The organism is Parvularcula maris, assembly GCF_024505085.1.
Taxonomy (GTDB): domain Bacteria; phylum Pseudomonadota; class Alphaproteobacteria; order Caulobacterales; family Parvularculaceae; genus Parvularcula; species Parvularcula maris.
On sequence record NZ_JANIBC010000009.1, the window covers coordinates 40,410 to 59,820 of the forward strand.

At 64.6% G+C, this 19,411-nt stretch carries 21 protein-coding genes and 1 tRNA gene; 8 read left to right on the top strand and 14 right to left on the bottom strand.

The features are described 5' to 3' along the window. Nucleotides 1-5 precede the first annotated feature (5 nt). Nucleotides 6-299, bottom strand: a complete 294-nt coding sequence (gene traL, locus NOG11_RS10840; RefSeq protein ID WP_256619783.1) for a type IV conjugative transfer system protein TraL — start codon at nt 297-299, stop codon at nt 6-8. Nucleotides 300-445: 146 nt separating this feature from the next. Further along, a complete protein-coding gene (locus tag NOG11_RS10845) occupies nt 446-772 on the bottom strand; it encodes a hypothetical protein (protein WP_256619784.1) in 327 nt (108 codons plus the stop codon). Nucleotides 773-1,111: 339 nt separating this feature from the next. On the opposite strand from NOG11_RS10845, the gene NOG11_RS10850 reads away from it, so the two are divergent. Both NOG11_RS10850 and NOG11_RS10855 read left to right on the top strand, forming a co-directional pair. Beyond that, nucleotides 1,112-1,498: a hypothetical protein gene (locus NOG11_RS10850; RefSeq protein WP_256619785.1), complete on the top strand. Its 387-nt coding sequence runs from the start codon at nt 1,112-1,114 to the stop codon at nt 1,496-1,498. A 123-nt stretch (nt 1,499-1,621) separates the two neighbouring features. Continuing rightward, nucleotides 1,622-1,963, top strand: a complete 342-nt coding sequence (locus tag NOG11_RS10855) for a helix-turn-helix domain-containing protein (RefSeq protein ID WP_256619786.1) — start codon at nt 1,622-1,624, stop codon at nt 1,961-1,963. Between the two features lie 371 nt (nt 1,964-2,334). Here the strand turns inward: NOG11_RS10855 and NOG11_RS10860 are convergent, their stop codons facing one another. Next, entirely contained in the window at nt 2,335-3,702 is a 1,368-nt protein-coding gene (locus NOG11_RS10860; RefSeq protein ID WP_256619787.1) for a DUF6538 domain-containing protein, read from the bottom strand. A gap of 114 nt (nt 3,703-3,816) precedes the next feature. Next, nucleotides 3,817-3,903: transfer RNA gene (locus NOG11_RS10865), tRNA-Leu, on the bottom strand. A gap of 166 nt (nt 3,904-4,069) precedes the next feature. Between NOG11_RS10865 and lipB the strand changes: the two genes are divergently transcribed. Continuing rightward, nucleotides 4,070-4,756, top strand: coding sequence for a lipoyl(octanoyl) transferase LipB (gene lipB, locus NOG11_RS10870; protein WP_256619788.1), 687 nt, complete (start codon nt 4,070-4,072; stop codon nt 4,754-4,756). A 96-nt stretch (nt 4,757-4,852) separates the two neighbouring features. On the opposite strand, the gene NOG11_RS10875 is transcribed toward lipB, so the two are convergent. The 3 genes from NOG11_RS10875 to rplM all read right to left on the bottom strand — a co-directional run bounded on the left by NOG11_RS10875 (nt 4,853) and on the right by rplM (nt 6,404). Then, complete coding sequence (locus NOG11_RS10875) at nt 4,853-5,248, bottom strand: hypothetical protein (protein ID WP_256619789.1); 396 nt, start codon at nt 5,246-5,248, stop codon at nt 4,853-4,855. Nucleotides 5,249-5,402: 154 nt separating this feature from the next. Beyond that, on the bottom strand, nt 5,403-5,909 hold the full coding sequence (gene rpsI, locus NOG11_RS10880; protein WP_370468269.1) for a 30S ribosomal protein S9: 507 nt from the start codon (nt 5,907-5,909) through the stop codon (nt 5,403-5,405). A 12-nt stretch (nt 5,910-5,921) separates the two neighbouring features. Continuing rightward, nucleotides 5,922-6,404: a 50S ribosomal protein L13 gene (gene rplM / locus NOG11_RS10885; protein WP_256619790.1), complete on the bottom strand. Its 483-nt coding sequence runs from the start codon at nt 6,402-6,404 to the stop codon at nt 5,922-5,924. Between the two features lie 248 nt (nt 6,405-6,652). Between rplM and NOG11_RS10890 the strand changes: the two genes are divergently transcribed. Then, nucleotides 6,653-7,723 (top strand): hypothetical protein, encoded by a 1,071-nt coding sequence (locus tag NOG11_RS10890; RefSeq protein ID WP_256619791.1) that lies wholly within the window; start codon nt 6,653-6,655, stop codon nt 7,721-7,723. Here NOG11_RS10890 and NOG11_RS10895 read toward each other — a convergent pair. Continuing rightward, nucleotides 7,656-8,720, bottom strand: coding sequence for a COX15/CtaA family protein (locus NOG11_RS10895; RefSeq protein WP_256619792.1), 1,065 nt, complete (start codon nt 8,718-8,720; stop codon nt 7,656-7,658). The genes NOG11_RS10890 and NOG11_RS10895 overlap by 68 nt on opposite strands. Nucleotides 8,721-8,792: 72 nt before the next feature. On the opposite strand from NOG11_RS10895, the gene NOG11_RS10900 reads away from it, so the two are divergent. Continuing rightward, complete coding sequence (locus tag NOG11_RS10900; protein ID WP_256619793.1) at nt 8,793-8,993, top strand: DUF2842 domain-containing protein; 201 nt, start codon at nt 8,793-8,795, stop codon at nt 8,991-8,993. 184 nt (nt 8,994-9,177) lie between these two features. Here the strand turns inward: NOG11_RS10900 and NOG11_RS10905 are convergent, their stop codons facing one another. Further along, complete coding sequence (locus tag NOG11_RS10905) at nt 9,178-10,113, bottom strand: Ig-like domain-containing protein (protein WP_256619794.1); 936 nt, start codon at nt 10,111-10,113, stop codon at nt 9,178-9,180. Between the two features lie 170 nt (nt 10,114-10,283). Here NOG11_RS10905 and NOG11_RS10910 point away from each other — a divergent pair, with 170 nt between their 5' ends. Together NOG11_RS10910 and NOG11_RS10915 are read left to right on the top strand one after the other, a co-directional pair. After that, nucleotides 10,284-10,859, top strand: coding sequence for an LOG family protein (locus NOG11_RS10910; protein ID WP_256619795.1), 576 nt, complete (start codon nt 10,284-10,286; stop codon nt 10,857-10,859). A 337-nt stretch (nt 10,860-11,196) separates the two neighbouring features. Beyond that, nucleotides 11,197-11,556, top strand: coding sequence for a hypothetical protein (locus NOG11_RS10915; protein ID WP_256619796.1), 360 nt, complete (start codon nt 11,197-11,199; stop codon nt 11,554-11,556). On the opposite strand, the gene NOG11_RS10920 is transcribed toward NOG11_RS10915, so the two are convergent. Then, a complete protein-coding gene (locus NOG11_RS10920; RefSeq protein ID WP_256619797.1) occupies nt 11,545-12,648 on the bottom strand; it encodes a serine hydrolase domain-containing protein in 1,104 nt (367 codons plus the stop codon). The two genes, NOG11_RS10915 and NOG11_RS10920, sit on opposite strands and share 12 nt — an antisense overlap. Before the next feature lie 214 nt (nt 12,649-12,862). After that, the gene (locus NOG11_RS10925; RefSeq protein ID WP_256619798.1) at nt 12,863-13,279 is read right to left on the bottom strand and encodes a RusA family crossover junction endodeoxyribonuclease; all 417 of its coding nucleotides are present in this window, start codon (nt 13,277-13,279) and stop codon (nt 12,863-12,865) included. 105 nt (nt 13,280-13,384) lie between these two features. Between NOG11_RS10925 and fumC the strand changes: the two genes are divergently transcribed. Further along, on the top strand, nt 13,385-14,776 hold the full coding sequence (gene fumC / locus NOG11_RS10930; RefSeq protein ID WP_256619799.1) for a class II fumarate hydratase: 1,392 nt from the start codon (nt 13,385-13,387) through the stop codon (nt 14,774-14,776). A gap of 120 nt (nt 14,777-14,896) precedes the next feature. Here the strand turns inward: fumC and NOG11_RS10935 are convergent, their stop codons facing one another. From NOG11_RS10935 to NOG11_RS10945, 3 genes are all read right to left on the bottom strand, one after another. Then, nucleotides 14,897-16,189 (bottom strand): TolC family protein, encoded by a 1,293-nt coding sequence (locus tag NOG11_RS10935; protein ID WP_256619800.1) that lies wholly within the window; start codon nt 16,187-16,189, stop codon nt 14,897-14,899. A gap of 80 nt (nt 16,190-16,269) precedes the next feature. Next, nucleotides 16,270-17,568, bottom strand: coding sequence for an HlyD family type I secretion periplasmic adaptor subunit (locus NOG11_RS10940; RefSeq protein ID WP_256619801.1), 1,299 nt, complete (start codon nt 17,566-17,568; stop codon nt 16,270-16,272). Next, nucleotides 17,561-19,351, bottom strand: coding sequence for a type I secretion system permease/ATPase (locus tag NOG11_RS10945; RefSeq protein WP_256619802.1), 1,791 nt, complete (start codon nt 19,349-19,351; stop codon nt 17,561-17,563). Before NOG11_RS10945 ends, NOG11_RS10940 begins: the two co-directional genes overlap by 8 nt. Nucleotides 19,352-19,411: the final 60 nt, after the last annotated feature.

Consider the following 19,411-nt stretch of genomic DNA (forward strand, 5'->3'; position numbering starts at 1 on the left):
GGCCCCTACCCCGCCAGTTCGCGTTTGTAGGAAGGCAGCGTGCGCCCCAAGGCGAAGAGACCTGATGGCAGCGCCCAGTAGGCCGCAAAACGAACGACTGAGAGGCTCTCGCCCTTTTTGAACCGTTTAATGAGGTTGACCCCCAAGAAGCCAGCGATGATGCCTTCGACGAAGCGGGAGAGAAGGATCCCGATCATGAAGCCGCCGATCAGGATAATGAACTCATCGATGGTCCAGAAGGCGAGCTTCTCGGGATCGTCGAGAGTAGAAGGAATGCGGTATCGGTCAGCCTGCGCCATAACCTCTTTGATCGCGCCCCGCGGTTCTTCCGAAAACGTGGCTCCCCCTGCCGGGGCCGGAGCCTCGCCTTTGCTTTCGGCCGCGTGCTCGATCGCGCTCCTTTGTGCTGAGGGGGCTTGGAGCCCCGGTTGACGAAGGGGTTGGGTTAGATGATCGCCGTCACGGAGGACTGGACGATGGGACCGCCGATACCGGCAGCGACACCGACCGCGATCGGCACACCGACATGGCCGAGGGACCAGCCGCTCGTTGCCATACGGACGACGCCGTACATAAGCGAGACGAGGGCCGCGAGCTTACCGGCCGAGCCGTTGATATAGCCCGCGACGGTGGTCACCGCGGTGTCGAAGGTGGTGTCGGCACCGGCCATGGCGGCGCTCGACAGAACCGCGAGGCCGACGGCTAGAAGGCTTGCGCCGACAATGGCCTGGGCGGACCGTTCGATCCTTTGTTTGGTGAGAGTGAGTTGCATAGATGCTCCGTTTGCTGACGCCGCCGAACGCCGGCGACGAGGTCATGAAGCAGCAAATCAGCAGCTAGAACAATATAGGAACATCGGCAGAAACAGGACCAGCTCGGCAACAACCGGACCGCCGTTGCAAGGCGGTCGACTTATGCTGACAGCCTTGCCGGATCAGCGGCTGGATTCGATCGTGAATGGGCAGGCTTTCGTCGCCACGACGGCAGACTTGGTGCCGCTGCGGCAGCCCTTCTGACTCACTGGCATGACTACAATCCGGTAAGGTTGGGTTTGGACCCCTCGCCCGACTTCTGTTAGCAGTCCTGGCAAGACTATAAGGACAGCTAGCGCATGGCTGTGATTCACCAGATCAGGCTCAGCGGCAACCCAGCATTCCAAGACACGCTGAAGGAAGTGCGGATTCGAGCCTGTGTGCTGGGCGTTTCGGTCGGGCAAGCAACAGAGATCGGTAGTTTGGCTGTGCGTTCAGCGACGGCAGCTGAGATCATCGAATGGCTGGAACAGAACCCATGGGGTGATCTAGGGGCTAGAGACGAGGCCCCCAACCCCACCTCCTTCGAGCTACGCGAGGAGGATGCTGCTAGGTTGAGGCTTCTGCGCGGCGAACTGATCGGGCTTGGTCGTCACGACCTTACCCTTCGCGACATCGCTCATATTGCGATCGGCATTCTAGCCGGACGGTCCGACGAAGAGGTCAGGCGACCGTCCTCCACTTAGGATAGCGAGTCTCCCGTCCGGAACACCACCCCTAGTCGTGAGACCTGTCAGTTCGGATTCCGGGTTGCGAGTCCGAACCCATTCGTTCATGCTCTGTTCTCCGCAGGGTGCGCGGAGGAACGGATGATGGAGACAGATAAGAAGACGGTTGATGAGAACGAGATTGCCCGCCGGATCGGGCGCGACATCCGTGCAGCGCGGAAGCGTAAGGGATGGAGCCAGTCGCTTTTGGCCGAACAGGTCGGTTTGAAGTGCGGCTCGACCATCCAGCGCTTCGAAGCTGGTAAGCGGTACCCAGAGCTTTTGCTTGTGCTGAAGTTGGCGCGTGTACTCGAGCTACCCGTTCTGGAAGCGATAGCCGACTTTCTCGGCCGCGAACTGCCGAGTAGTAGCCAGGACCAGAAATACAGAACCCTGGCGAGAGCGTTGGTAACGAGCGACGCGCTGACCTCGTCGACCCTATGATCCGCAAATTTGTAACCGAACACATCGAACATCTCGATAAGGACGATATCGCCTTGGCGCTTCTTCGCTTGGTCGCCGCGCAGGAGAACGACGCAGCGTAGCCCTTCCGAGGCTTCAACAGTACTAGTACGGAAAGATTTGCTTTCGGTATGCGCTCGCGCTGCCGCCTATGTCTGCCTCATCTCGTTTACAAGCCGACCGTCTCCGCGTTGCTCTTTGCCAGCTTTCTACGCTGATAGAAGCGAGCGAGAAGACGGGCGCAGCGTCTCCCTACTGGCCGCTCTTCGACCGTTTGGAGAACGAGCTGGAGAAGGTCGAGGCTCGTTCGCAAAGGCTTGCTGACTATCTGGACGACCATCAAATCGCTGACCTTAGATTGACGGAACGATCTCAGGCGCGAAATAAAGCGTAATCGCTTCGAGTTGTTTCCTACGCCATTCGAGCGAGCCGCCATCGCCGTACTTCGGACGGCTGTTCGCGTGACCCATGAGGCGGCAGCGAAGGTCGTAATCGAGCCCTGCTTCCTGCATTCGTTTTTCGAAGGAATGCCTCACCGAGTAGACACCGTGCTTCGGAGTCGGGAGAAGATCGTTTGTCCGAAGCGCTTTCATAAGAACAGCCGATAGTGAGGTCTCTTTGTCTCGGTACCGAGTAAAGCCCTCGGGAGCTTGCCGCATCGCTTCGAGGGACACGCCGAGGAGCGGAATCTCGCGAACGCTCGCTTCGGTCTTGATCTGCCGGTCCTTCCGAAAGCCGATTGCCAGGTGTGGTACGTCGTGATCCAAACGGATGTTCTCCGGGACGAGGTTGCAAATCTCAGAGGGACGACAGCCGGTTTCGATGAGAGCCAGGAAGATAAGCTGCGCTTCGGCGTTCAACCGGCCGAACGCGCCAGGGCGGAGGATCTTGTTCTCGATCCACTCCCGCTCGAAAGGCGGTACGACTCGCTTCTCGGTCTTCCTCGCGGAGAAGGACAAACCATCGAACGGGTTCTTAACGTCGAGCGCCAACCAGTCCGCATAGGTTCGGAAGAGCTTCCGCATGTTGCCGAAGTTGCGGTTTGCGAAGTTGGCCGAGACGGGCTTGTCGCCCTTCCGCCCTTCGATCCGGTCGAGCCAGTACCGGTAGTACTTCTGCGCATCGGTTCGGTTGATTTCGAGAAGCGGTTTGTTGCCGATCACCGCAACGAAGTCCTCCACCGCTTGGCGCTTCACCTTGAGGCGTTGGCCGACCTGATGGGGGCTCATGCCGCGCGCTTCGTCCGCTGCCATGGTTTCAAGGTAGAACTCCATAGCCTGCCGCACGCGAAGGCTTGGCTCCTGGACACCGCCCAAGACGGCGTCGGCATCCCTACTGTTCCCCTCGGTCGCCTTCGCGATACGCTCCACGATCTCATCGACGGGGAGCGAGGTGGCCAGCTTGTCGGCGGTGAAGTATTCGAAGCCGAGGGCCTGAGCCCGCGTCTTCGCTGCCTCGTAACGCTCCATGGCCGTTTCAGCGACAAGCCCGTCAGCGACACCTGACCAGTAAAGCTCATCGGCTTGTTCGAGGGCATCGCGCTTCAGCCGAGCAACCTCGACCGAATGGGTCTTTAGCGACACCTGGATCAGCTTCCGGTCGTCCCAGCTCTGCGCATGCGTCGGTACACGGCGGACATAGTGCCAGCGGGTTCCCCGACGCTTTAGATAGCGGTCGGGATCGCGTGCGATCTGCGGTGACGGTTTGGTGCGGATGGCCATGTACTTCTCACTCTCTGTAGTGCAATTTGTAGTGCAAAACAACGAGCAAGGGCAATGAAGTACGCAGAGCATCGGAAAAATGCTCAGTTTCACAGTAACTTATCTGGAATCCTATGGTGCGGTCGAGAAGACTCGAACTTCCACGGGTTTTACCCCACAGCGACCTCAACGCTGCGCGTCTACCAATTCCGCCACGACCGCATAAAGCTTGGAAAGGCGCTGCCTTTCTAGCGAGACGCGGCGGTAGCAAAGGGTTTTGGGGGATGCAAGTGGCTCCTGAATGATTTTCCGGCCCCCGAGGCGATGCCCCTCGTTTTGGTCGCGACCGGACCTTCTCAAGCCTTCGACGCCGGGCCACATAGCCGCTATGGACAGACCGGCGAAGAGCAACTGGCGGCCCCATCCGGTGCTCTGGCACCGAAGCGACGGCCTCGTTTCCTACCCCGACGCTGAAGCCGTCATGGAGGAGATGGTCGCCGACATTCGCGACGGGGGCGAGGAGCGCGTCTGGCTGCTGGAGCATCCTCCCCTCTACACCGCCGGGACCAGTGCGAAGCCTACCGACCTCGTCGATCCTGGCCGCTTTCCTGTGTTTCCCAGCCCCCGCGGTGGTCAGTACACCTATCATGGCCCCGGCCAGCGGGTGGCCTATCTCATGCTCGATCTCAGCCGCCGGGAAAAGGATGTCCGCCGCTTCGTGCAGGATGTGGAGGCGTGGATCATCGGTGCCCTGGCGCATCTAGGTGTCGCCTCGTCCATTAAACCGGGCCGAGTGGGCGTCTGGGTCGATGGACCAGGAGGCTGCGAGGACAAGATCGCCGCCATCGGCATTAGGGTCCGGCGCTGGGTGACCTTTCACGGGGCCGCGCTCAATGTCCGCCCCGATCTCTCTCATTTCGGCGGTATCGTGCCCTGCGGGATCAGCGACGAGCGCTTCGGCGTTACGAGCCTGGCGGCTCTGGGCATGGCAGCACCGTCGGTGGAAGCTGCGGACGACGCGCTCCGCTCCTCCTTCGAAGAAGTGTTCGGACCGGTACAGGAGGTGTCGCTCTAACGCATCGAACCGCGAATTAGACGCCGGTTTGCTGCGAAAAATGCTTCAAGGCAAAACCAAGAGCAGCGGGCTGATTCCCTGAAGCGGTTCGCTTCTCTAGGCGGCGTCGGCCTCTTTCACCGTCGCCAGGAGCCGGAGCAGCTCACGCTCGTTCACCGGCTTGCTCAGCACGCCGATGGCGCCGCTCTTCTGACCCATCTCGGCAGCATCGCGGCCCGTCTGGTAGATGAGCGGAATGCCGGCATCGGCCAGCCGGGCAGCGCCCATCTCCACATCACCATCGGAGAGAGACTTGTCGAGGATTGCCACCTGGGCGGAGCTGAGATCCATGGTGAGAAGCTCGCCGACCGAGGTGACCATGGTCGTCTCGGCGCCCTGCTCGACGAGGACGTCTTCGAGATGCTGGGCGATGAGGAAATCATCCTCCGCCACCACCACATGAAGCCCCTGTAGCGAACCGGTCAGCACGGCGTTCTCCTTTTCCCTACCCACCTGAAAACCCCTGATAATCCGCTATCACCGGGGCAGAGGGTTCGGTTCCGTCTACACAAAATAGTGTTTGCCTTCGGATGGCCAACAAAAAACCGCCCCGAGGGGCGGTTTCCTGCGTTTTTGCTCCCATCGGGAGAGGGCCTGAACGGCGCTTCTAGCGTTTGGAGAACTGGAAGCTCCGGCGGGCTTTCGCCTTGCCGTATTTCTTCCGCTCCACCGCGCGGCTGTCGCGGGTCAGGAAGCCGCCCTTCTTGAGGACCGAGCGCAGGCCCGGCTCGTAATAGGTCAGCGCACGGGAGATGCCGTGGCGGATGGCGCCTGCCTGACCGGACGGACCAGAGCCCTTGACGGTGCAGTAGACATCGAACTGGTCGAGGCGCTCGGCGGCCTCGAGAGGCTGGCGGAGCACCATCTGAAGGACCGGACGGCCGAAATACTCGGTGTACTCTTTCTTGTTGACGGTGATCTTGCCGGAGCCGGGCTTGATCCAGACGCGGGCGACGGCGGTCTTCCGCTTGCCGGTGGCGTAGGAGCGTCCGAGATCGTCGATCTTGGGCTCGGCGAGGGTCTGGGTTTCCTCGACCGTGTCCGCGCCTTCGGCGATCACGCCGCTTTCGGTGGCCAGTTCCTTGAGGCTGTCGAGGCCTTGGGTCTCACTCATTCTCTAGTTTCCTTAGCCGCGGGGCGTGTTCTTGGAGTTCATGGCAGCGATGTCGAGCTTCTCGGGCTTCTGGGCCTCATGGGGATGCTCGGGGCCGGCATAGACGTGCAGGTTCTTGAACTGACGGCGGGCCAGCGGGCTCTCTTTCGGCAGCATGCGCTGCACGGCCTTCTCGAGCACGCGCTCGGGGAAGCGGCCGTCAAGCACCTTGTCGGCGGTGCGGGACTTGATGCCGCCCGGATAGCCGGTGTGCCAGTAGTAGGTCTGCTGGGTGCGCTTGCGGCCTGTGAAGGCCACCTTCTCCGCGTTGATGACGATGACGTTGTCGCCGTCATCCACATGGGGGGTGAAGGTGGGCAGGTGCTTGCCGCGAAGACGCAGGGCGATGATCGAGGCGAGACGGCCGACGACGAGGTTCTCAGCGTCGATCACGACCCATTTCTTCTCAACATCGGCAGGCTTGGTGTTGTAGGTACGCGAGGCGTCGGTTTGCATCGCCGGTTCCTTAGCTTGCTCTTGGAAAAACGAAGCCGCGCCTCTCAGGCAAATGACCAAAACTGTCAACAGGGCTGCGAGAAATAATGTAAAAGCAGGGCGTTATGAATGTGGTACGATGTTACCACAAATAGTAGGGTTGCTTGCAAGTTGTTGGCGCAGCGCACTTTTCCGGCTCACCGCCGATCCCGGAGCTTGCGATTTTCCTGACATGACGCCACCACCGGATCAGCGGATAAGGAGTTCCCATGCGGCACACGAAGCTCATGCTACTGGCTGGCGCGGCGTTACTGGCCTCTTGCGGAGAGCCAGCGCCTGAAACCGGGGAGAACCCCCGCGAAGACGCGGCAGCCGAGGCACCAACGTCTTCGCCGCGGATGGCCCAGGCGAGGGCCGATCTCGAGTTCGGCCAGTTCGAGAGTGCTGTGGGCGACCTCACCTCCTATGAGAGCGTGCCCTTCGGCTTCCAGAGCCTCGTCCTCGCCGCCAACGGGGCAGCCGGGATCAGCGCTATCCGCGCGGATGGGGGTGAGGCGAGCACCATCGAGCCTCGCGGCGAGCCGCCCTACCGTCTCGCCGTCACCTATGATGGCGAGGGCGCAGGCCAGCTCTTCGTGCTGGATAGCGCCGGGGGGCTAGCCGCCTTCTCGCTGCCGAGCGGCGAAGAGATGGCCAGCAACGACATCGCCTATGTCGGCATCCAAGACATCTGCTCGAACGGGACGGTCGTGCTCGGCGTCGGAAGCGGCGGCGGCAGGGTCCTCATGGGCGACGATGACGGCCTCGCCGCTCAGGTTCCCGAGGGCGCGTCGGCCTGCGAAGGGGTGAACGGCGAGTTCTATGTCCGCGACGGCGAAGGCTGGTCGAGACTGACGGGCCAGGGCCTGGATCCGACCCCCCTGCCGTCCAACGCTGTCGCCCTAGTCGGCACTGGCGAGGAGGTCTTCGCCATCGGTGTGAACGGCGCCGGAGGCGAGCTCCTGATCAACGAGCGGGCGGTGAAGACGATCAGGGCCGACGGCTCCCCCTTGCGCCCTCTGCAGGTGGCACCCGCCTACGGCAATCTCGGCGGGGTCACGCGCGACGGCGGCCTGATCGTGCTCGATGAGGAGCGGCGCCTCTACCTTCTACCCTGGGCGGAAGTCGCGACGGCGCTGGAGCTGCCTACCAACCTACCCTCACAGCGGCCCGCACGAGCCGCAGAGACGCTGCCCGGCCCTACCCTGCCCACGGTCCAGGACAGCCCGGCGATCAGCTTTGAAGAGCGGGAGCAGCCCGAGGCGGAGCTTCCGGCGCCTCCCTCCGGCGGGGGTCGCTGAGCGCGTAGAGGCTGAACACCCCTCCTGCGAGGACTAGCAGCGCCCCTGCCTGGTGGGCGAGGCCGAGCCAGAGCGGCACCGCTGTCACCAGCGCCACGATGCCGAGGGCGAACTGCAGAAGCGTGCTGCCGCCGATGAGGCCCGCCTCCAGCAGCCGCTTCTGCTGAACGGCGCGAACCACGAAGAGGGCAGCCGCAGCCACCACGACGAAGGCCATGAGCCGGTGGTTGAACTGGACCGCCTGGGTCCGCTCGAAGAGGTCGGCAAGCTGCGGCGACGCACCGAAATAGCCCTCCGGCACCACCCGCCCGTCCATGAGCGGCCAAGTGTTGTAGCTCGACCCGGCGCGGAGGCCTGCCACGAAAGCCCCTAGCACGATCTGCACACTGGCCGCGCCGAGGAAGAGGCCGGCGAGACGGCCAAGCTTCGGATCGCTCATCCTGAACCCGCGCGGCCTCAACAGGGCCAGAGCCTGCCAGATCACCAGACTGAACAGAAGAAGCGCCGTCGAAAGGTGCAGCGCTAGGCGGTACTGGCTGACATCGACCCGCTCGGAGAGGCCGGAGCTGACCATGTACCAGCCGATCGCGCCCTGGAGGCAGATGAGGAGGAAAAGGCCGACAAGCCGCCAGCGCAGCCGCCCCCTCATCCTTCCCGTGGCCCAGAAGACCGCCAAAGGGATCAGGAAGGCGAGGCCGATGAAGCGGCCGAGATTGCGGTGTCCCCACTCCCACCAGAAGATGAACTTGAACTCCTCGAGGCTCATGCCCCGGTTCACCCGTTCATACTCCGGGATCTCTTTGTAGAGCGCGAACGCCTCCTGCCAGTCCGCCTCCGACAAGGGCGGCAGCGTGCCCATGACGAGGTCCCACTGGGTGATCGACAGGCCCGAATCGGTCAGGCGGGTGGCGCCGCCGACGATCACCATCAAGGCGATCAGCCCGGCCATCGTGAGCAGCCAGAAGGCCACGGGGCGGTTGGGGTTCTGAAGCTCCATCGCGCCGCTATATAGGTAGGGACGACGTGCGCGAAAGAGCGCATAAGGGCGCGGATGACGGAAGGGAGCTCCATGGAGCCGAGACACAAGAAGCTCATCTTCGCCCTGGGCTTCGTGCCCTTCATCATCCTCTATATGGGGCTGGCCCTCTGGATATGGGACCAGCTTCCCGATCACCGGGCGGTGGACTTCATCTTCTTCGTCGCTGCCGGGGTCGCCTGGGCCTTCCCGCTGAAGCCGTTCATGAAGTGGATGAACAGCCCGGCTGGCTGAGGGTTGGATACTTCAACCAGAAGCCGTCCCACGGCTGCGAAGCGGTCCGTGGGACCCAACACCATAAGCAGGATTAAGAACGCATCGATTAAAGATGGGTCCCATGGACAGCGCTGCGCGCTGCCATGGGAAGGCGTAGGGGGAAAGCAAAATCCGTAGGGCGGGCGACAAAGCCGACTGCGCCCTACTGCCCTTCTTCCTCGGGCACGCGGAAGATCTGGCCTGGATAGATGAGGTCCGGGTCTCTGATCTGGCCGCGGTTGGCCTCGTAGATGACGGTGTACTGCTCGCCCGTGCCGTAGGCCCTGCGTGCGATCACCCAGAGGTTGTTGCCGGGCTGCACGATGACGTTGCCTTCGGAGAAGACGATGTCCTCGCGGCTGGCTTGCTCGAAGGGCACCTCGATGGCGTATTTCGGCTGGCCCTCCTCGTCGAGCTGGACGATCTGGAGGGTATAGAGCCCCGGTGCCAGCGTTCCGCTGACGGACCACGTGCCGCCCGCATCGGTCTGGGTTTCGGCCAGCGGCGTGCCGTTGGCGAAGATCTGCACGACAGAGCCGGGCTCGGCTCGGCCGGAGAGGATGACGTTGCCCTCGCGGTCGTAGTCGATGGTCTCGATGACCAGCGGGCCGAGGCTTTCGTCGATGGGGCCTCGCTGCAGCACCTCGGTCGCCCCGCCCGGCGTGGTGCGCAGGACGACGAGGTCCTCGCCATCCGCGTCGGGCACGTAGATGATGACGGTGTCCTCGGAGGTGAGCTGCATGCCGTCGGGCGTCGTCTGGCGGATGGTCAGCTCCACCGGCCCGGCGGACAGGGGCGTGTCCACTAGCATGGCGAAGGCGCCGTCGGAGGCCACGGTCTCCTCGGCGATCACCTCGCCATTGGCAAGCAGCTCGACCCTCGCGCCTGGCTCGCCCCGGCCCGCCATGGTGACGAAGCCGGTGCGGTCGACCCGGACGATGTCGAAGCTCGGCGCCGCCACTGCGGCCTCCACGGGCTCGTCGCCATCCGTCTCCTCGGTCTGGTCGAGGTCGATCGGCAGGCTCTCGCGGTTCTGATAGGCCCACCAGCCCGCAAAACCGAGCGCGATCAACAAAAGAAGAAGGAGAAAGCCGCGCATCTTGAACCCCTGAAAACCACCTAAGCCCTACACCCGTAGCGGGGCGTATCGCGAACCGCAGAACCGGTAACCACTTCTGCTGCCAAACGCCCTAACCTATCTCTTGCTACGCCTTCCCCGGCGCTGCAAGGCCATCTGCCGGCCGCCTGTCCGCACGAAAAGGAAACACCATGTCTGAGCACCCCCTCAACTCGATCTGCGTCTATTGCGGCAGCCGTTTCGGCGAGCGCGACATCTACAGCCAGGTCGCCAAGGAAACCGGCGAGGCCATCGCCGGTGCGGGGATGCGGCTCGTCTTCGGCGGCGGGGCGCAGGGTCTGATGGGCGTCGCGGCCGCCGCGGCGCGCGACGCCGGCGGCAAGGTGCTCGGCATCATCCCTAGCTTCCTCCAGGCCCAGGAAGGCCTTCTCGACAACATCGAGAGCCGCGAGGTCGAGACCATGCACGAGCGCAAGATCGGCCTCTTCGACGAGAGCGACGCCTTCGCGGTGCTGCCCGGCGGCATCGGCACGCTGGAGGAGATGGTCGAGGTGATGAGCTGGTCGAGCCTCGCCATCCACCGAAAGCCGATCATCGTCATCAACACGGACGGCTACTGGAACCCCTTCATCGAGCTGATCGACCATGTCTGCAAGGAAGGCTTCGCCTATCCAGGCCTGCCCCGATCGCTCACCGTCGTGGACCATCCCGGCCAGCTGATCGAGGCGGCGCGCCGCGCTCAGAAAGAGCCCATCGAGAAGATGTAAGGCGGCCCCAGGCGGTTGGTGGTTACGGATCAGTTTGAAGTCGTGTAGGTGTCGTTTGCAAACAGACGAGACGTAAGTGCTGGTGGCCCCTCCCCCTCAGCCTGCCGGCAGCTCCCCCTCTAGAGGGGGAGCGAGATAGAGAGCGGCGCTGGTTCTGCTTCCCTCCCCCACTGGTGGGGGAGGTGCCCGAAGGGCGGAAGGGGGCGGCTTGCGTTTGCGATGGATGCAAACGCTTTTGAGAAGACACGTCCTCGGCGATACTCGTCCCCATCGCTGAAAACCGCCGTGCCCCGCGCAGTTTACCTCCGGCTAACGCTAACGGGTCCAGGGTCCGGCTATGGACCAGCTACTCTACGTGCTGAGCTTGGGCTTTTCGGGCAGCGACGCCGTGCGCGCGCTGATCCTGCTGCTCGTGGGCGCTTTGTTCGTGGGCAAGCGCATCCTGCCGCTCAAGATGACGGTCATCCTGCTCGTCATCGACCTCGTCTGGCCCTACGCCGCCGCTGCGTTCGAGCCGGGAGGCGCGGCGAGCGCCCCCTCCATGATCCAGGGGCAGGCGATGCATTGGCAGGACGGCCTGGCGGCCTTTCTGGTCCGCGCCGCGGGCTTCTATATCTTTATCCGCGGCAGCTACTCGCTGCGCCGCAAGCTTCATCAGGACGCCGCGGACGGCAGCGGCAAGCTGCTACCCTTCTGAAGCCGCGCTGCTGCAGAACACCGTGCTGGCGAGCTCGTAGGCGAACCCCTCCCGCGCCCAGATCCAACCCCAATCGGTCTCGTCTCGGTTGCTGAAGGCGACGAGCGAGCGCTGAAGATCGGGGGCCTGCAGGGTCAGGATCTTCGTCCCTTTCAGATGGCCGCGCCGCTCGATCAGGGAGAGGGTCTCGCTGCAGCCTTCGAGCTGAGCTTCCTGCCCCCAGACCGTCAGGGCGACATAGCCTAGCTCAGGCACGCCCCGGCCGAACTCCTCCCTGAGGCCGGGATCGGTGACGATGCCTCCCGTGACGAAGAGCTGTGTGAGCTTCAGAAGATCCATCGGCTGACCGACGATGGCCGAATCGGCGGACAGCGCCGCAAGCTCGAGCGGATCGTCGTGGGGCAGGCCGCCGACCGTGCCCTGAACCTCGGCCTCGTCCCCCTTCTGCGTCACCACCCTGATCGAAGGCAGGCCGTAGCGCTCGGCGATCCGCTCACGGACCAGCACGTCGAAGGTCTGGCCGGTGACCGCTTCGAGCACCTCCGCCAGCACGAGAAAGTCGCAGGCATTGTAGTTGAACCCCGCCCCCGGCTCGGCCAGCGGCGCGCCTCGGCAGTAGGCGAAGTCGGGCGTGCCGCGTGAGACGAAGGGGACGGCACCGGTCTCGGGATCGGGGACCTGCTCGTCGGGGTCCGCGAGACCCGATGTGTGGCTGAGGAGCTGACGCAGCGTGACGCCTTCGAAGTGAGGCGGCGCGTCGCTCAGCACATCGGTGATCGGACCGTCGAGGGCCAGCTTGCCCTTCTCGATCTCCTGAAGGGTCAGGAACCCGGCGACCATCTTCGTCACCGAAGCCCACCGCCACTCGCTGCCTAGTCGGTGCGGAACGCCGCTCCCCGCCGCCGTCTCGCCATAGGCTGCGGCGTGGATCGCCTCTCCATCGGTACCTGCGAGGACGACGCCCGCGAACGTGTCGTCCTGGGTGTAGCGCGCCGCGATCTCGTCGATGGCTGCCATGGTCGGCGGCGGAGGGGACGGCTGGCTCGAGCAGGCCGCCAGCAGACCGGCGGCGAGAAGAAGACGTGGAAACATATCGGACACCGAATCTTTTACCGTAGGATGATCCGCGGTCACGCCGAGCTGTCAAGCAAACCGCTCATGCAGACGTAGGTTGATGAACCACGGAAGAGAACCGTTACACGCCCCCGCCTCTCCCTCCGGGAGAGGTCGAAGACTGCGTGAGCAGGCTTCGGGTGAGGGCCTTCTAAGTCCTTAGCTCAGTCACCCCCCGCTACCCGACAGAACACTACCAAGGCTCAGGACTTCCGGTCGCCTCCAGCAATGACCCGTCCAGCTCGACCGCATCCAGCGGCTGCTTAAGCGGCGTCACCCTGACCGCGATGCGGTTGGCGTCGCCCTCGAAGCGTTCGGAGATCAGCCGCACCACCTGCCGGTCGTCCCGCCAGAACACCCCGGACAGCGCGTCGAGGATCGCCTTGGCAATGTTGTCGACATCGTGGGCGCCCGCCTTCTCGCGCATCACGCTCGTCCAGATGCGGACCTCATAGGGGCCAACCCAGGAGCGCACCCCCGCCCCCTCCCGCCTCGCATGGGCGGAGACGAACTTCTTGAGGGCGCGCGTCTGGGTCGTGGCCGCGTCGATGATGACCAGGGCCACCTCGCCCTCGCTCAGTATCCTCACCTTGCCCGCGCCCGATCCCATCGGTGCTATGTGGCTCGGGACGCTTCTTGGACCAGCCCGTTACCGCGTTGCGCAGGCGGGCGGTCTCGCCTAACCCGCCGCCTGATGCATAGAACGGAGCGCCCCATGGCCGAGACCCGCACCGAAACCGACAGCTTTGGTCCCCTCGACGTCCCCTCGGACAAGTATTACGGCGCCCAGTCCGCCCGCTCGCTGATCAATTTCGACATCGGCACGGAGACCATGCCCGCCGCCGTCGTGCGCGCGCTGGGCATCGTCAAGCGCTCCGCCGCCAGGGCCAACATGAAGCTCGGCAATCTCGACGAGAAGGTGGGCGACGCCATCGTCAACGCCGCCACCGAGGTTGCCGAAGGGAAGCTCGACGGCCACTTTCCTCTGTCCGTCTGGCAGACGGGCTCGGGCACCCAGTCCAACATGAACGTCAACGAGGTGGTGGCGAACCGCGCCATCGAGATCTTGGGCGGTGAGATCGGCTCGAAGGACCCCGTCCACCCCAACGATCACGTCAACCGCTCTCAGTCCTCGAACGATACCTTCCCCACGGCCATGCACATCGCCGCGGCGGAAGAGATCGTCCACCGCCTCGTCCCGGCACTGACGACCCTGCGCAATGCTCTGAACGACAAGTCCGAAGCCTTCAAGGACATCATCAAGATCGGCCGGACCCACACCCAGGACGCCACGCCCCTGACCCTGGGTCAGGAGTTCTCCGGCTACGTCGCGATGCTGGACTACGGGATCGCAGGCCTCGAAGAGAAGCTGCCCAACCTCTATGAGCTGGCCCAGGGCGGCACCGCCGTAGGCACCGGTCTGAACGCCAAGCCGGGCTTTGCGGAAGGGTTCGCCGAAGAGGTAGCAAGCTTCACCAAACTACCTTTCGTCACGGCACCGAACAAGTTCCAGGCGCTGGCCACCAAGGACGCGATGGTCGCGGCCCACGGTGCGCTCAACAACCTCGCCGTTTCGCTCTTCAAGATCGCCAACGATATCCGCTTCCTCGGCTCCGGCCCCCGTTCAGGGCTCGGCGAGCTGCAGCTTCCCGAGAACGAGCCCGGCTCCTCGATCATGCCGGGCAAGGTGAACCCCACCCAGTGCGAGGCGATGACCATGGTCTGCGCGCAGGTCATGGGCAACAACACGGCCGTCAGCTTCGCAGGGTCGCAGGGCCATTTCGAGCTCAACGTCTACAAACCGGTCATCGTCTACAACGTCATCCAGTCGGTCCGCCTTCTGGCTGACGCCTCCGTGTCGTTCACGGAGAAATGCGTCACCGGCATCGAAGCCAACGAGGACCGCATCCAGGACCTGATGGAGCGCTCGCTGATGCTGGTGACGGCCCTGGCGCCGACCATCGGCTACGACAACGCGACGACCATCGCCAAGACCGCCCACAAGAACGGCACCACCTTGCGCGAAGAGGCGATCGGACTCGGCTTCGTCAGCGAGGAGGACTATGACGAGATCGTCCGTCCCGAGAAGATGATCGGACCTCGGTAACCTCAACTCCGTCATCCCGGCTGCAGAGCCGGGATCCATGGATGTTCTGTTTTAAGTGGAACGAACTGCGGTCCATGGGTCCCGGATAAGCCTTGCAGCTTTCCGGGATGACGGTCGGCCCTACTCCAGCACCCTGATATCGACGTCCATGTTCCGCGTGGCCGCCGGGTCCACGTTCAACAATACTCCGGTCAGGGAAGCCAGACGCACCAGCGCCTGGTCCCTCGCCCATAGGGTCGCGACCTCGTCGAGGGCGGTTCGGTAGTAGTCCTCATTGGCGAGAACGAAGTCCGTGATCGTCTTGGTACCGCGTTCCAGCTCGAGAACGGTCGTGTCCAGACGATCCCTGGCCGCATCGGTGGCGGCCGCGCGGCGGCTCTGGACCGCGCCCTGCCGCTGCACCCCTAGGACGGCGGTGCGAACAGCGAGTTCGAGCTGCTGCCGCTGTGCTTCGAACTCGGCCGAAGCCCCGCGCAGGCGAGCGCGACTCTCCAGCCTGTCCGCACGCAGACGGCCGCCGGTGTAGAAGTCCTGGCGGAAGGAGAAGCCCACCCGGTCGTCGCGGCTCCAGCGGTCGCCCATGACGAAGTCGCCATCGTCGAACACGCCGATCACGAAGGCATTGAGCGAGATGGTCGGCAGCCCGGCCCGCCGCGCGCCTCTGTAGCGCGCCTCGGCGGCTCTAACCTGCGACTTGGCCTGCGCCAGGAAGAACGCGTTGTCCTCCGCCAACACATAGGCTTCGGCAGGCTCCAACGTGCCGAGAACCGTGGCCAGCGCCTCGCCGAGCCGGATGGCCGAGGGCTCTTCGACGCAACGGATCTCACGGCCCGTGAGGACGGACAGCTCCATGGCCACCTCGTCCGCGCGCAAGGAGGCGAGCTCGAGGGAGGCTTCGGAGGAGGCGAAGCGCGCCTCGATCTGGCGGGCGTCGGACCGGGTCACAAGGCCCCGTTCGAGCTGACGCTCGACCGTGTCGGCCTCCTGGGCGTAGCCGTCGACCTGGGCCTGGGTCAGGGCCGCCATCTTGGAGGTACGCAGAAGTTCGTAGTAGAGAAGAATGGTCTGTTCGGCGATCTCCGTCTGGGCCTGAAGCTCACCCGCCTGTGCCGCGCGCAGGGTCTGGCGCGCCTCGTCGATGGCCGCCTGCTGCTGGCCGAAGGTGAAGAGGTCCCAGTTCGCCCTGAAACCCACCTGGTCGTCGCGCACCGTGTCGATGGGCAGCGTATCCCCGAGGCCGAGCGTACCGAAGGTGCTGACCTGGGGCAGGCTGCGGGAGCGAGTGGCGAGAACACGGGCTCGCGCCACATCGCGCTCCGCCTCGGCCTGTCCGAGCTGCGGCGCCAGGTCGAGCGCCGCGTCGATGGTCTCGGGCAGGGTCATGCAGCGCCCGACCGGTGCGGCCTGTTCCACTGGCCGGTCTTCTGATCCGTCGACGGTAAGGGCGCCGGGTTCCTGCAAACTCAACGCCAGAAAGAGTGCCCCTGCAATCATCAGTTCAGACTAAGCCCCCTTCTCACCGTCGCCGCGATCGGTTCTAGAAGATAGTCGAGAAAGGTCCTTTGGCGACCCGAGGCGATGAACGCCTCGATGGGCAGGCCCGGCACCAGCTCCACCGATGGCAGCCCGGTCAGGGTATCAGGGTCGAGCTCGACCCGCGCTTCGTAGAACTGCGCACCGTTGGCGGGGTCCTCCTTGAGGTCGGCGCTGACCGACAGCACCTCGCCATTGATCCGCGGCACCCGGTACTGTTTGTAGGCGGAGAGCTGCGCGTAGACCTCCTGACCCGGCGCCACCGCCTCTCTGTCCGTGGGCGGAAGCTTGACGAGGGCGATGATGCGGCCTTCCGAGGGAACGATCTCCATCACCGGCTCGCCCGCGATGACCACACCGCCCACCGTGTTGGCGGTCAGGCCCAGGATTGTCCCCGCCTGAGGCGCCTTGAGGAGGGTACGGCTGAGGCGGTCGTCATTGGCTTCGAGCCTTTCGGACAGGGCGAGGACCTCGCGCGAGGCCTCGTCCGCCTGCTCCTCCACTTGTCGGCGGAAGCGGCTTTCGAGCTCGGCGATCTGGTCGGCGGTCTCCTCGGCCTGGCGGCTCGCGAGGTTCCGGTCGCTGGTGAGCCGCGCCAGCTCCGCCTCGAGGCCGAGGACCTCACGCTCCGAGCGCTGAACATTGTTCATCGTATCGAGCTGCTCGGCGAGCGCCTCCTTTCGGCGGGAGAGCTCGTCGCGGCCCACGGCGAGGCTTTCGCGCGTGGCGGCGATCTGCGCGGTGAGGTCCTGGGCGCGGGCAGCGGCGTTGTCGCGCCTCGTTGCGAGCACCTGCCGCTCCGCCTCGAACGCGCCGCGCTCCTCCTGGAACAGTCTCGTCTGCTGGCTGATGATGTTGGAGGCGATGTCCTCCTGAAGACCGTAGGTCTCTTCGGTGAAGGCGGGGGTATCAGCCTGGCCGCGCAGGGCGTCGAGCCGCGCTTCGCGAGCCTGGGCGGCGAGAAGCTGCTGGGCGATCTCGTCGCGCGCGGTTTCGGACTGGATCGGCTCCAGGGTGAGAAGCGCGTCCCCCTCGTCCACCTGGTCCCCCTCGGCGACGTGGATCTGACGCACGATGCCGCCTTCGAAATGAGCGATCTCCTTGCGGTCGCCGCGCACCACGAGCTGGCCGGATGCGGTGACCCCCTCATCCAGCGGCGCGAAGCTCGACCAGAGGAGGAAGCCGCCGAGGCCCAAGGCGACGATCAGGGCGCAGAGGCGGATGCTCTGATCCGCCATGAGGCGTTGCGGCTCAGCCATTGTCGTCGCTCCTTCTGGAGAGGTCCACGGTCAGCGGCGTGCCGGTCTGGGCCGTCGCAGGCTTGGCTTTCACGGTCTGCTGCTGCTGGCTGCGGCGAAGCTGGGAGATCTTGTTCAGATAGGCCTCGCGCTGGGTGATGATGACGCCGCGATCCTTGATGATCATCACGTCGTCCGCCGCGTTCAGGAGGCGGAGGTCGTGGGTGGCCACGATCGCGGTGAAGGGCCGCTCCTCCGCAGGCAGACGGGAGGCGTTGGCGAAGAAGGTCATGATGTTCTGGGTCAGGTCGGAATCGAGATGCGCCGTGGGCTCGTCGAGGATAAGGAGCGGCGGGTTGCCGAAGAGCGCCCTGGCGAGGCCGATGGACTGCCGCTGACCTGCCGAGAGGTAGTGCCCCCCCTCCCCGATCATCGTGTCGTAGGCGTTCGGCAGCGAGAGGATGAGATCGTGGCAGCCGACCTTCTTGGCCGCCTCGAACACCTTTTCGGCCGGGGCTTGGGTGAAGCGGGCGATGTTCTCCCGCACCGTGCCGCGCAGAAGCTCCACATGCTGAGGCAGGTAGCCCACATGCTGGCCCCGGTCCGCCGGGTCCCACTGCCAGAGGTCGCGCTGTCCTAGACGCGCTGTTCCGGCGAGCGGCGGCCAGGCACCGGCCACGGTCTGCAGGAACGAGGTCTTGCCAGAGCCGGACTGGCCGAGAAGCGCCACGATCTGCCCCTTGGGGAAGACCTTCTCGATGGTGGCGAGAAGCGGCTTGTCCGCCCCCGGCACCGTGACCTGAAGCTCGTCGAGGGTGAGCTGCGCCTCGGGCCGCGGCATGGGCGTGAGGATCTGGCGGTCCTCGTCGTGGTGCGCGGTGAGCCAGGCATCGACCTCCTGGTAGGCGGAGTAGGCCCCTGCGAGCTGGCGCCAGGCGTTGACCATCTGGTCGATGGGCGCGAGCGCCCGGCCCATGATTATCGAGGAGGCGATGATCGCACCTGCCGACACGTGCCCCTGCACGGCCAGGAAAGCGCCGCCGCCCAGGATCGCGATCTGCAGGATCATCCGCAGCGCACGGGTCGCAGCGCCCAGGAAGGTGGCGGGCGTGCCTGCATGGAGCGTCTCGTTCACCCCCGTCCTGCGCAGCTCGGACCAGCGCGCGATGGCCCGCTCGCCCATGCCCATCCCAGCGATGGCGCCGCGCTGACGGACGAGCTGGGTCAGCTCGTTCTGCGCCCCGCGCTCGGCCTTCTGTGCCTCAGCCAAGGGCTCCTTGGTCAGCTTCTCGGTGAGGACGGCGACCAGGATCAGGCCGATCGCGCCTAGCAGGCCCACCATACCGAGGGCCGGGTGCACGACGAAGAGGATAAGCAGGAAGAACGGCACGAAGGGCAGGTCGAAGACCACGCCCGGCAAGGCCTGCGAAAAGGCCTGCTGCAGGGTCTGCAGGCTGCCCATCACGGCTACGGTCTCGTTGGGGGTGGCGCGGCTGTCGCCGAAGCCCTGCTTGAGGGCGGGCTCGGCCAGCTCGTCGCTCATGAGCTGTGCGGCACGGCCCAGCACCCGCCGCCTGCCCGCCTCCGCGAAGAGGTAGACCACCAGAAGGAAGACCGCGATCCCGGAAAGAAGCAGCAAGGTCGGCACCGACCCGGTCGTCAGCACCCGGTCGTAAACCTGGAGCATGTAGATGGGCGACACCAGGAACAGGATGTTCAGCGCCGCCGAGAAGGCAGCCGCCGCGATGATGTGCGGCTTGATCAGCCTAAGGATGCGCCGCTCGCGCAGGTTGTGATCCGTCATCCCAACTCCCCAATCACCGCGCCGCAGCGTCCGGCGATCGTTAACTGTTGCTTCAAGAAC